The 12,361-nt window shown below is 65.9% G+C and carries 12 protein-coding genes; 9 read left to right on the top strand and 3 right to left on the bottom strand.

Going from position 1 to position 12,361, the window contains the following annotated elements; all coding sequences use genetic code 11:
• Window positions 1-91: 91 nt before the first annotated feature.
• The 7 genes from QMZ25_RS12640 to QMZ25_RS12610 all read left to right on the top strand — a co-directional run bounded on the left by QMZ25_RS12640 (window position 92) and on the right by QMZ25_RS12610 (window position 5,541).
• Window positions 92-568 (top strand): hypothetical protein, encoded by a 477-nt coding sequence (locus tag QMZ25_RS12640; RefSeq protein WP_283219721.1) that lies wholly within the window; start codon window positions 92-94, stop codon window positions 566-568.
• Window positions 569-710: 142 nt separating this feature from the next.
• Window positions 711-1,589: a 30S ribosomal protein S6--L-glutamate ligase gene (gene rimK / locus QMZ25_RS12635; RefSeq protein ID WP_283219720.1), complete on the top strand. Its 879-nt coding sequence runs from the start codon at window positions 711-713 to the stop codon at window positions 1,587-1,589.
• Window positions 1,590-1,842: 253 nt separating this feature from the next.
• Window positions 1,843-2,319 carry a hypothetical protein gene (locus tag QMZ25_RS12630; RefSeq protein ID WP_283219719.1) on the top strand — a complete coding sequence of 159 codons (477 nt, stop codon included), beginning with the start codon at window positions 1,843-1,845 and terminating at the stop codon, window positions 2,317-2,319.
• An 89-nt stretch (window positions 2,320-2,408) separates the two neighbouring features.
• A complete protein-coding gene (locus QMZ25_RS12625; protein WP_065175768.1) occupies window positions 2,409-2,882 on the top strand; it encodes a hypothetical protein in 474 nt (157 codons plus the stop codon).
• Between the two features lie 8 nt (window positions 2,883-2,890).
• The gene (locus QMZ25_RS12620) at window positions 2,891-3,568 is read left to right on the top strand and encodes a response regulator transcription factor (RefSeq protein ID WP_053517044.1); all 678 of its coding nucleotides are present in this window, start codon (window positions 2,891-2,893) and stop codon (window positions 3,566-3,568) included.
• Window positions 3,531-4,898, top strand: coding sequence for a HAMP domain-containing sensor histidine kinase (locus QMZ25_RS12615; RefSeq protein ID WP_111186754.1), 1,368 nt, complete (start codon window positions 3,531-3,533; stop codon window positions 4,896-4,898). The genes QMZ25_RS12620 and QMZ25_RS12615 overlap by 38 nt, the downstream gene beginning before the upstream one ends.
• Before the next feature lie 259 nt (window positions 4,899-5,157).
• Window positions 5,158-5,541: a hypothetical protein gene (locus QMZ25_RS12610; protein WP_193396507.1), complete on the top strand. Its 384-nt coding sequence runs from the start codon at window positions 5,158-5,160 to the stop codon at window positions 5,539-5,541.
• A gap of 54 nt (window positions 5,542-5,595) precedes the next feature.
• Here QMZ25_RS12610 and coaE read toward each other — a convergent pair whose 3' ends face one another.
• From coaE to QMZ25_RS12595, 3 genes are read right to left on the bottom strand one after another with little or no spacing between them, the layout of a single operon-like run.
• The gene (gene coaE / locus QMZ25_RS12605) at window positions 5,596-6,207 is read right to left on the bottom strand and encodes a dephospho-CoA kinase (protein ID WP_283219718.1); all 612 of its coding nucleotides are present in this window, start codon (window positions 6,205-6,207) and stop codon (window positions 5,596-5,598) included.
• Window positions 6,208-6,217: 10 nt separating this feature from the next.
• Window positions 6,218-7,081, bottom strand: coding sequence for an A24 family peptidase (locus QMZ25_RS12600; RefSeq protein ID WP_053517036.1), 864 nt, complete (start codon window positions 7,079-7,081; stop codon window positions 6,218-6,220).
• 6 nt (window positions 7,082-7,087) lie between these two features.
• The gene (locus QMZ25_RS12595) at window positions 7,088-8,347 is read right to left on the bottom strand and encodes a type II secretion system F family protein (protein ID WP_283219717.1); all 1,260 of its coding nucleotides are present in this window, start codon (window positions 8,345-8,347) and stop codon (window positions 7,088-7,090) included.
• A gap of 361 nt (window positions 8,348-8,708) precedes the next feature.
• Between QMZ25_RS12595 and QMZ25_RS12590 the strand changes: the two genes are divergently transcribed.
• Window positions 8,709-9,149, top strand: coding sequence for a pilin (locus QMZ25_RS12590; RefSeq protein WP_111186751.1), 441 nt, complete (start codon window positions 8,709-8,711; stop codon window positions 9,147-9,149).
• 158 nt (window positions 9,150-9,307) lie between these two features.
• Entirely contained in the window at window positions 9,308-12,355 is a 3,048-nt protein-coding gene (locus QMZ25_RS12585; protein WP_283219716.1) for a fused MFS/spermidine synthase, read from the top strand.
• Window positions 12,356-12,361: the final 6 nt, after the last annotated feature.

The following is a 12,361-nucleotide window of genomic DNA, read 5'->3' as shown; positions in this document are numbered from 1 at the left end:
AGCGTGGGCGCTTCCCGTGCTTGCCGATGGTCTGGCGGGGCGATAAGCCGGTAAAGTGCGGCAACATTCAAGCCAGTGGCAGGGGGGGGGAATGCGGAATCGGATTCTTGCGGTTGCGTTGATGGGTATTGCGGCGGCGTGCACGCCGACCGAAGAAGATGCAAGAAAACAGAAGGTCGAGGCTGATCGGGCCATAGCGGAGGCGGGGGTCCGTCGGGCGCTGAAGGATCCTGACTCGGCAAAGATCGTCATCCGTCAGGCGTTTGCGATGTTCGACGGTACGATTGTCTGCGGGATGGTCAACGCGAAGAACAGCTTCGGCGGCTACACGGGCGACCGCGCGTTCATGATCAACGTCAATGCGGATGGCAGTACCGGTGCGCCCTCCGTTGCGCAGGACGACGTCAGCAGCGCGGTATCCGTGGAAATGTGCGATTTCCAGCGGGACTATGCCGCACAGCCTGGCCACGTCGGCAAGGCGGTCACGCCGGAGCAGTCCAGAGAGCTTTTGGCGGCCTACACCAAGAGGGTGCGGGAGGTCGTTGCACGGATCAATATGGGCCGATAGAACGCGGCAGCCGCAGCCCGACGGCATCGGTGTCGGGCTGTTGCTGGCTGGACTGTGGCGCCCTGTCCCGGCAACCACGCGGCATCATCCGCCCGCCACACGGCCGCGCTATGCTGCGCGCCTGCCGATCGATCCCGCCGCGATGAAGCTCGCCATCCTGTCCCGCAACAGCTCCCTGTATTCCACCCGCCGGCTGGTCGAGGCGGGGCGTGCGCGCGGCCACACGGTGCGCATCCTCGATCCGCTGCGCTGCTACATGCGCATCGCTGCCGACGGATTCTCGATGCACTACAAAGGGCGGCCGATGACCGGTGTGGACATGGTCATTCCGCGCATCGGTGCGTCGATCACGCGCTATGGCACTGCGGTCCTGCGCCAGTTCGAGCTGATGGGCGCGCGTACGCCCAATCCGTCCGACGCGATCCTGCGCTCGCGCGACAAGCTGCGCGCGCATCAGCTGCTGGCGGCCAAAGGCATCGACATGCCGGTCACGGTGTTCGGCGACAACCCCGATGACACCGTCGATCTGCTGTCGATGCTGGGGCCGCCGCCGCATGTGGTGAAGCTCAACGAGGGAACGCAGGGGCGCGGCGTGATCCTGACCGAAAAGGCCAGTGCCTCGCGCGGGATCGTCGAGGCGCTGCGTGGCCTGTATGCCAACTTCCTCATGCAGGAGTTCATCGGAGAAGCCAAGGGGGCCGATCTGCGCTGTTTCGTGGTCGGCGACCAAGTGGTGGCCTCGATGCAGCGGCAGGCGCCTGAAGGCGACTTCCGCTCCAACCTGCACGCCGGCGGCACCGCCGTGGAGGCCAAGGCCAGCCGCGCCGAACAGCAGGTCGCGGTGCGCTCGGCCAAGGCTCTGGGGTTGTCGGTCTGCGGCGTCGACCTGATCCGCTCGCAGCGGGGCCCGCTGGTGCTGGAGGTCAACTCGACCCCGGGCCTGGAAGGCATCGAGGCAGCCTGCGGGGTGGACGTGGCCATGCGCATCATCGAGCACGTCGAGAAGCTGAAAAAATCCTGATTTTTCAGTAAGTTGAGATTCTCCTTGGGCGGCGAGACGCTGCTTTAACATGCCTTTAATCGGTGCGGGCGTAGGCTTCAGCGAACCGCAGCTCTGCCTCTCAGCAGGATCGGTATCGGGATACGACTTCAGGCCCAGGCGGGTGCACCGCCTGGGCCTTTTTTATGCGCGTCCGTAGGCCACGCGCCACTTGTGGCGACCCAGGGGCGCTCGTAGAGTTGGGCCTTCGTTCCGATGGACCGGGAGGTAGGCGATGTACCGCATCACGATGATCGCGTTGTTGCTGTGCGTGTCGGGCGCTGCTGTCGCCAAGACAGAGAAGAGCGCCCTGCAGATGGATCGCCAGGCTCCAGTTGCCGGCCAGGTCCAACAGGTCGAGAAGGCGCTGCAGGCGCCGGAGTACGCCGAACTGAGCGCCGATGACCGCAGCCAGATCCAGCAGGCGCTGGCCCGCATCACTCAGCGCATGGGGGACCGGCAGCGGGTCGATGAGCTGCCGCCGCACGTACAGGCGCAGGTGTTCAACGACCAGGAGCGGGTCAACCAGCTGCTCGCCCGCGCGCACGACGACAGCCGCCAGGTCTGCACCTACCAGCGCACCACCGGCAGCAACATGCCCAAGGGCCGTTGCCTCACTGTCGCCGAACGTCGCCGCATCGAAGAAAAGGGCAAGGCGCTGATCAATGACCAGCGCACGTTCAACAATCTCAACCCTGCCAGCAACCGGTAGGCCGTCCGCCGCCCCCACGCGTGGCACTTGCTGGCGTGAAGGTGGTGCGAATACAGTCGGCTCTCAACTCAGACAAGGATCCGTTTGCCATGAAGTCCCTCCTTTTGCCTGCGCTCCTGTTCTCCGGATTGGCCCTGGCCGCCACCGCTTCCGCATCCAAGCAGGGCGGCGAGGTCTTTGCCTCCGGCAAGCCGCTGCAGCAGCAGCTCGAGCGCATCGAAGTCGAACTCAACGACGGCGAGACTTACAGCGAGCTGACGATGGCCGACCGTAGCCGGGTCCGCGAAGCGCTGGTGCGCCTGCGCGCTGCCGTGGAGCAGTACCCGAACCGAGATCTGATGCCTGAACGGGTACGAACCGATGTCATCAACGACCAGCAGGTCGTGAACACGGTTTTGACACAGTCACGTGAAGATAGTCGTCTAATATGCCAACGTGAGAAAGCCACGGGTTCGAACCGGCACACGACGCAGTGCATGACTGTCGCCGAGCGCGCCCGGCAGAAGGACAAGGCACAGCGTGACATGGGCCAGGCCCAGCGCGTCGGAAAATTCGTCAACTAGAGGTGACAGTGAGAATCCTGGTAATCGAAGACAACAGCGACATTGCGGCCAATCTGGGCGACTACCTCGAGGACCGGGGCCACACCGTGGACTTCGCCGCCGATGGCGTGACCGGACTGCATCTGGCCGTAGTGCACGAGTTCGACGCGATCGTGCTGGATCTCAACCTGCCGGGAATGGACGGAATCGAGGTCTGCCGCAAGCTTCGCAACGAAGCGCGCAAGCAGACCCCGGTGCTGATGCTGACCGCTCGTGACTCGCTGGACAACAAGCTGGCGGGTTTTGATTCCGGTGCGGACGACTACCTGATCAAGCCGTTCGCGTTGCAGGAAGTGGAAGTGCGTTTGAACGCGCTGTCCCGACGTGGCAAGGGGGTGCAGACCCGCGTGCTGGAAACCGGCGACCTGGAGTACAACCTGGACACGCTGGAAGTGCGCCGCCAGGGCAAGCTGCTGCAGCTCAACCCGACCGCACTGAAAATCCTGCAGGCGCTGATGGAAGCGGCGCCGGCCGTGGTCACCCGCCAGGAACTGGAAACCCGCGTGTGGGGCGAGGAGCTGCCCGACTCGGATTCGCTGCGCGTCCATATCCACGGTCTGCGTGCCGTGGTCGACAAGCCGTTCGAAGTGCCGCTGATCCAGACCCGCCATGGCATCGGATACCGCATCGCCACCCCGGAAAGCTGATCCCGTGGCAACCAAGGGGGAGCGCCGGCGCACGCCGTATCGGCGCCGCCTGCGCAGTCGAATCATCGTGTCATTCGTGTTGTTGGGCTTCTGCCTGACAACACTGTTCGCGTTCGCTACCAACTGGGCACGCCTGCGCGTGGAGAACCAGCTGGTGGAGGAGCTGATGAACCGCAACATCGACGAGTATGCGCGGCGCTATTACGAGCATCCCGGGCACAACCCGGATGCGCCGGTGCTGCAGATCCGGGCGTACGCGTATTCCAAGGACAAGTTCGACCGGGTGCGCGAAGAGCGCGCGCAATGGGCGGGCTTTGCCGATGGCATCCACAGCGTCAGTGGCGATGAACACGGAGAGCCCTATTCCTACAAGCTGGCCGTGCGAAAAACGCCCGACGCTTGGTTCTTCCTCGCCTATGACATGACCGACAGCATGCGCGGTGGCAAGCAGCTCAACCGCGCACTGGTGCTGTCGGTGCTGGTGTTCAGCCTGCTGTCGCTGGTGCTGGGCTGGTGGTCGGCCTCGAAGGTGATGAAGCCGGTATCGGACCTGGCGGCCCGCCTGCGCGCCTACCGGGGCGGCACCAGCGAGCCTGAGCCGCTGGCGCCGCGCTTCCCCGACGACGAAGTGGGCCAGCTGGCCCAGGCGCTGGACGACTACTCCTCGCGATTGACCGAAGTGGTGCAGCGCGACCGTGAGTTCAATGCGGACGTCAGCCACGAACTGCGCACGCCGCTGGCGGTGATCCGCGGTGCCACCGAGCTGCTGCTGACCCGTCCCGGCCTGGATGAAAAGGTGCTGCAGCGCCTGCAGCGCATCCAGCGTGCCGAGCAGCAGTGCAGTGATCTGATCGGCGCTTTGCTGCTGCTGTCGCGGAACGAGCGGGGGCAGGGCACCAGCAATGTTGCCCGCGTGGCCGAGCAGCTGCTGGACGCGCACCGCGCGCAGCTGGGTGGCAAGCCCCTTGAACTGGCACTGGAGGGCGAGCGCAACCTGGTGATCGATGCGCCCGAGGCCGCGCTTTCGGTGGCGCTGGGCAACCTCATCGGCAACGCGGTGAAGTACTCGCAGGATGGCGAAGTGCGCGTGCACGTAGGGTCCAACTCGGTCTCGGTCACCGACAGTGGTCCGGGCCTGAGCGAGGAAGATGCGGCCAAGCTGTTCCAGCGCGGTTACCGCGGTACGCACGCGGGCCACTCGCAGGGCGGCGGCATCGGCCTGTCGATCGTCAGCCGCCTCTGCGACCTGTACGGCTGGCAGGTCAGCGTGCGCCCCGGGGGCGAGCGCGGCGTGATCGCAACGCTGACGTTCTCGCCCAGGCCGCTGTAGCAGATCCTTTGCCTGCCGAGCAGGGCCCGGCCCTACAGGGACGCCTCTTCCAGGGCGTCGCTGTCGCTAACGGCATGAACGTATCTGTTCTGCACGGCCAGACACCCGGCGCGCGCACGCTCTGCCGCGTCCACTGCGTGTCCGATCTCACGGTTCCGGGTAGTCATAGGGCAGTTGACGCTTTTACCTCCTGATTGCCAGACGTGCAGATGGCCAAGATGCCAGTCCGCGCACTTTGCCGGCTGCCAGGAGCATCGCCATGTCGCATCGCATCCGCTACCCCAACCTGCATCAACTGGTCGGTGACTCGATCAGCCAGTTGTCTCCGGACGTCGCCCAGCGCGTCGAGGACGTACTGTCCCGCTGCGACGGCCATATGCCGGCCCAGCAGACGCCAATCGACGCCGGCGGCGTCAGCGCCGACGCAGTGCAGCCTGCCGATCTCAGGCGCGCCGTCGAAGGTCTCGGCACCCTGACCCGGGTGATGTACGCCGCGCACATCGCGCGCACGCGGGGCGGCCAGCAGAACGTGCTGCCACCGGGCGCGATGGAAGGGCTGATTCTGGCCGCGCGGGAACTGACGTGTCACGTGCAGCAGCAGCTGCAGGCCGAGAGAATCAGGGGGACAGCCACATTGCAGTGATGGCCGGGGACGCCGCAACGACGATTCTGCAACGCCGGGCACGTGCCCGGCGGGTCAGCTCGCGGCCAGCGCCAGATAACGCTGGTGCAGCGCCTCCACCTGCGCCTGCAGGTCGTCCGGCTGCCCATCGTTGACCACCACGTCATCGGCCAGTGCCCGGCGCTGCGCGCGGCTGGCCTGGGCGGCGATCATCTGGTCGGCCAGGGCGGCGTCGATGCCATCGCGCTGCATCAGCCGGGCGTGCTGTACGGCTTCGGGTGCATCCACCAGCAGTATCCGGTCCAGCCATGGATAGGCCTGGCGGCCGCCCACCTCGGTCAGCAGCGGAATCGCAGCAATGGCGTAAGGGCTCGGCGCCTGCGTGCACTGCTGCTGCATCAACAGGCGGATGGCGGGGTGGGTGATGGCTTCCAGTGCCGTCCGTTCGGCCGGGTCAGCGAAGACATGGGTGCGCAGGCGCGCCCGGTCCAGGCTGCCATCGGCCAGCAGCATGTCCGTGCCGAACCGGTCGGCAATGCGGGCCAGTGCCGGGCTGCCGGTGGCCACCACCGCGCGGGCGGCCAGATCGGCGTCGGCCACCACGATGCCCAGCGCTTCGAAGCGCCGCGTCACTTCGCTCTTGCCGGCCGCGATGCCGCCGGTCAGGCCGACCACGTAGCGGCTCACGGCGGCCCCCTCAGCGCAGGCCGCTCAGGGCCAGGTAGCGCTCCACCAGCGGTTCGCCCCACATGAAGAACAACCAGCCGGCGATGGCCAGGTACGGGCCGAACGGAATCGGCGTGGCGCGATCGCGTCCCCGGCTGTAGAGCCAGATCGAACCGACGATGGCGCCGATCACCGAGGACAGCAGGATGATCGGCAGGATGCCCTTCAGGCCGCACCAGGCGCCGAGCGCCGCCAGCAGCTTGAAGTCACCATGGCCCATGCCCTCCTTGCCGGTTAGCTGCTTGAACAGCCACCAGACCGTCCACAGCGACAGATAGCCCACGGCCGCGCCGACCAGGGCCGGCTTGGCGGGCATGTACAGATTGTCGATGCTGCCGATCAGGCCCAGCCACATCAGGGGCAGGGTCAGCTGGTCGGGCAGCAGCTGGGTGCGCAGGTCGATGCCGGACAGCGCGATCAGGAAACAGGTCAGCACGATGGCGCCGAAGCCCTGCCAGCCGAAGCCGAACTGCCACACGCAGGCCAGCACCAGCAGGGCGGTCATCGCTTCCACCAGCGGGTACTGCAGCGAGATCGGCGCCTTGCAGTGGCGGCATTTGCCCCCCTGGATCAGCCAGCTGAACAGCGGGATGTTCTCGTACCAGGACAGCTTGTGCTTGCAGTGCGGGCAGTGCGACGGCTCGACCACGATGCCCGGCGGCGGCGGCTCGTAGAAGTCCGGTTCCTCCAGCACTTCGCGCGCATCGCGCTTCCACTGCCATTCCAGCCGCTTGGGCAGGCGCAGGATGACAACATTGAGGAAACTGCCCAGCAGCAGTCCCAGTCCGGCCGCGGCGGGGTAGCCGAGGCCGGGGTGCTGGTCGAGAAAAGCCATGTATTTTTATCCGACGACGGCGCCCAGTTTGAAGATCGGCAGGTACATCGCAATGACCAGGCCGCCGACAATGGTACCAATGAACACCATAATCATCGGTTCCAGCAGGCTGCTCAAGGCATCCACGGCGTTGTTGACCTCCTGCTCGTAGTATTCGGCGACCTTGAACAGCATGGTGTCAAGGGCGCCGGCCTCCTCGCCGATGCCGGTCATCTGGATCACCATGTGCGGGAACAGGTTCAGCTGCTTCATCGCCATGTTGACCGGATAGCCGACCGAAACGTCGTCGCGCATGCGCAGCACCGCCTCGCCGTAGACCTTGTTGCCGGTGGCGCCGGCGACGATGCCCAGGGCCTCCACCAGCGGCACGCCGGCCTTGAAGGTCACCGCTGTGGTGCGGGAGAAGCGGGCGATCGCACTGTTGTGCATGATCTGGCCGATCACCGGCACCTTCAGGATCAGCCGGTCAACGGTGTGCTGCATCTTCTCCGATCGCCGGTAGGTCATGGCGATCGCCACCACCGCGCCGATGGCGACGATGGCGATCAGCCACCACCACGACACCATGAACCGCGACAGGTTCACCACCATCTGGGTGAATGCCGGCAGGTCGGCACCGAAGCTCTGGAAGACTTCCTCGAACTGCGGGACCACCCAGACCAGCAGGATCGTGCTGACCAGGAACGCCACCACCAGCACCATGGCCGGGTAGAACAGCGCCTTCTTGATCTTGCCCTTCAGCGCCTCCAGGTTTTCCTTGTAGGAGGCGATGGTGTCCAGCACGGTCTCCAGCACGCCGGCGCTTTCGCCGGCCCGTACCAGGTTGCGGTAGAGCTCATCGAACTGCACCGGATGCTTGCTGATGGCCTCGTACAGCGACGAGCCGCCCTCGATGTCGGTGCGGATCGTGTCCACCATCTTCTTCATGCGCGGGTTCTTGTGCCCGCTGCCGATGATCTCCAGCGCCGACACGATCGGCACGCCGGACTTCATCATGGTGGCCATCTGCCGGCTGAAGAACGCGATGTCCTTCGGCGAGACCGGCTTGCCGGCCGCACCGAACAGCGGCTTCGGCTTGGGCTTGACCTGGCCCGGGCTGATGCCCTGTTTGCGCAGTTCGGCGCGCAGCAGGTTGGCGTTCTTCGCCAGCTGCTCGCCCTTCATCTTTATGCCCCGCTTGTCGGTCCCCTCCCAGACAAACGGCTGCAGTTCCATCGTGGCGCGGGCCACGGGCTCCTTCTTGATCGCACTGCGACTCACAGACATGTTGGCTCCCCAGGCCCGCCATCCCCAGGCGGGCATCCTGAGCGGCGATGGTAGCTGGTTCAGACCCGTCCGGGGAGCCTGCCGACGTGACGACGTGCAGGGTTTTCGACGCGTCGAGGCGAAAGGTGACGCGCTGCGTCACATTGCCGCGTCCATCGCAGATTCGGAGCAGGGGGGTTCCCATCCGCGAAATAGCTGCCATCATTGGCGCGGGGAAATCGGGGGGGGCGTGGCCATGGGAGATTGGCACGCAACCTGCGTTGATCCACCCGCGGGGACGGGCAGCCTGCTCATCCGGTCATCTGGCCGGCCGGTTGCCGCACCCGGAAAATCAACCACCACTACTTGGGGACGTACCACCATGAAGAACCAGAAGGGCTTCACCCTGATCGAACTGATGATCGTCGTTGCGATCATCGCCATCCTGGCCGCCATCGCGCTGCCGGCTTACTCGAACTACACCAAGAAGGCCAAGGTCTCGGAAGTGATCCTTGCGGCTTCTTCGCTGCGTACCGACGTGTCGGAATACGTGGCCAGCAACAATGCCCTGCCGCCGGCCACCTGGGAGCCGGATTTCCAGCAGACCCAGTATGTGGACAAGCTGGAATGGGATGCGACCACCAAGACCATCACCGCGACCGCGCGTAACATTGCTGACGACATCAATGGCGATACCATCACGCTGAAGGCCGACGACAGCAACGTGGCGAATGGCGTCATCCCGAAGTGGACCTGCGAAGGTTCCATCGCTTCGAAGTACCGCCCGGGTTCATGCCAGGGTGAGGCCGCAGCCGCCGAGTAATTGGCGTTCGCTGCTCGCATACGGAAACGGGGAGCCCAGGCTCCCCGTTTTCGTTTCAGCGCTGCGGGTTGACCGGATCCTACCTGGCCACACGCTTGCATTGAGTCCGCGAAGTTTGTTCTTCTGTTGAAATCGACCGTGCGACTGGGGAGTTCGCAATGCGCCGTCCTTCATTCAGCCATGGCCCATGGCTGCTTCTGATCTTCGTGCTCTCCGGCTTCGCCGGGCTGATCTACCAGTCCATCTGGACGCAGTACCTGGGGCTGTTCCTGGGGCATTCCTCGCACGCGCAATCGCTGGTGCTGATCCTGTTCATGGGCGGCATGGCGCTGGGGGCGTGGCTGGTCAGCCGCCGCAGCGCGCTGCTGCGCCGGCCGCTGCTGGCCTACGCGGTCATCGAGCTGGTGATCGGGGTGCTGGGTATCGGTTTCGACGGGCTGTTCCAGGGCGTCACCGGCTGGGCGTACACCCACCTCATGCCCGGCATGGAGGGTACCTCGTCCACGGCGCTGCGCTGGGCGCTGGCCACGGCCCTGGTGCTGCCGCAATGCATCCTGCTGGGCGCGACCTTCCCGCTGATGAGTGCGGGTTACATGCGCCTGCAGCCCGGATCGCAGGGTGAGGTGCTGGCCGGGCTCTATTTCTCCAACAGCCTGGGCGCGGCCGCCGGCGCCCTGGTGGCCACCTACGCGCTGCTGCCGGCTGTAGGGCTGCCGGGCACCGTCCTCAGTGCCGGCCTGCTCAACATCGTGGTGGCCATCCTTGTCTATCCACTGGCCCGCGACGGCAGCGCGCCTGCGGTAGTGGCCTCCGCCGCGCCGGCTGCCGGCGGCGTACGACCGGAGACTGCAGTGCCGGTGCGGCTGGTGCTGCTGGTCGCAGCGGCGACCGGCGCGTCATCCTTCGTCTACGAAATCACCTGGGTGCGCATGCTGTCGCTCGCACTCGGCACCACGCTGCATTCGTTCGAGCTGATGCTGGCGGCGTTCATCCTCGGCATCGCCTTCGGCGGCCTGTGGCTGCGCCGCCGCGCCGACCGGATGCCGTCGCCCCTGCGCGTGGCCGGCTGGGTGCAGGTGTGGATGGGGCTGGCGGCGCTGGCCTCGATGTTCGTCTATGCGCAGGCCTTCGATTGGGTCGGCTGGCTGATGCGGGTCATCGTGCGCAGCGCGGATGGTTACGTGCTGTACAACCTGGCCAGTGCCGCCATTGCCGGCCTGGTGATGTTCCCGGCGGCGTTCTTCGCCGGCATGACGCTGCCGCTGCTGACCCTGGCGCTGCTGCGCGCCGGGCAGGGCGAGCGCGCGATCGGCCAGGCCTATGCGTTCAATACGCTCGGCGCGATCGTCGGTGTGCTGGCGGCCATCCATCTGCTGATGCCGCTGCTGGGGCTGAAGTACGCGCTGCTGGTCGCGGCGGTGGTCGACATCGTGCTGGGCCTGGTGCTGCTGCAGCGCCTTCGGCTTGCGGCTCCGGGCCGTCTGCGCTCGCCACTGTGGCAGGCTGGCGCGCTGGGTGTCGCTGGCGTAGTGGCGGCCGTCTTGCTGGTCCGCTTCGATCCGCTGGTGCTGAATTCGTCGGTGTACCGCCATGGCACGGCCCGTCTGGCGGATACCGCCACGATGCTGTTCTCGCGCGATGGGCAGACGGCCACCGTGGCGGTCTATGAAAGCACCCAGCCGATCGGCCGCATGCGTGCCATCGCCACCAACGGCAAAGTGGATGCAGGCATGGCCGTGTCGATGGCACAGGCACCCACCAGCGACGAATCGACCATGATCCTGCTGGCGGCTCTGCCGTTGGCGCTGCGCGATGATTACCAGCGCGTCGGTGTGATCGGTTTCGGATCCGGGCTCAGCACGCACACGCTGTTGGGCGACCAGCGCGTCGGGCGCGTGGAAACGGTGGAGATCGAGCCGGCCATGGTGGAGGGCGCGCGTCTGTTCGGCGAGCGTGTCGAGCGCGCCTTCAACGATCCGCGCTCGCACGTGGTGATCGACGATGCGAAGTCCTATTTCGCCGCCAGTCCGCGCAAGTACGATCTGATCATTTCCGAGCCGTCCAATCCCTGGGTGGGTGGAACGGCGGCGCTGTTCAGCGACGAGTTCTATGCGTTCGTGCCACAGCAGCTCAACGAAGGTGGCGTGTTCGTGCAGTGGCTGCAGCTGTATGAGATCACCCCCGAACTGGTCAGCTCGGTACTGGCGGGGCTGCTGGAACAGTTCTCCGATGTGCGCGCTTACCTGGCCAATCGTGGCGACCTGATCCTGGTGGCGACGCCGAAGGGCACGTTGCCGCCGATGAAGGGCAGCCTGTTCCAGCAGCCGCAGCTGCGCGGGGAACTGGCGCGGATCGGCGTGCATTCCGTGGCCGATCTGGAGAACGCCCTGTCCATGGATGACGCAGCGCTGCGCGCCTTCGTTCCTCTGTATCCGGCCGCGCGCAATTCCGATTACTTCCCGACCTTGAAGTTGAATGCCCCGGTAGCACGTTTCCAGGGGGCGTTCACCCGTGATTTCCAGCAGGTGATGACGGCCCCCTGGCGGATCGTCAGTGCGCCGCCAACGGGGCAGGTGACGGGTGCTGCGGCGGGTCTGCCGCAACCGGCGTCCAGCCGGGATGACAAACGTCCGACCGCACGGGCCGTGGCAGCTTTCCTGCAGGGCGAGGTGCCCACGGATGCGGCGGATGCCGATTGGATGAGTGCGCAGGCGCTGCGTGGGCTGGCAGCGCGCTGCGAACTGGACGGATCTCCGATGGAAACCACCCGGCTGCTGTTCGTGCTGGCCGGAGAAACGATCCCGTTCCTGCCGGCAGCGCAGCGGGCGGCCCTCTGGGCGCAGCGCGACTGGATGGACTGCACCCCGGCAGATCCCGTCGTGTCCGCCAGCCTTGCCCTGGTTGCCGCCGCGGCCACCGACGACCACCACGCTGTACTCACGGAAGGCCGGCGATTGTTGGGCAGCGAGCATGCGCCGATGCTGCTGGCCGACCCGGCCACCGGCTATTATCTGTTCGGTGCAATGCAGCACGCTGCGCGGCAGCTGGGGGATACCACGGCGTCGCGGCAACTGACGGACCAGTACTGGAAGGCGCTCGCGCCCGATGCGCGAGGAAACGGACCCCTGCGTTTGCTGAGCTACCTGGCCGCTATGGGCCGGCAACCCGTTTCTGAAACTGAATTCCGGCCGTCAGGGCACGAGTAACGAGGA

The sequence above is a fragment of the Stenotrophomonas sp. RS-48 genome, assembly GCF_030053245.1.
GTDB lineage: Bacteria > Pseudomonadota > Gammaproteobacteria > Xanthomonadales > Xanthomonadaceae > Stenotrophomonas > Stenotrophomonas maltophilia_P.
This window is presented reverse-complemented; position numbering and strand designations above follow the sequence as displayed.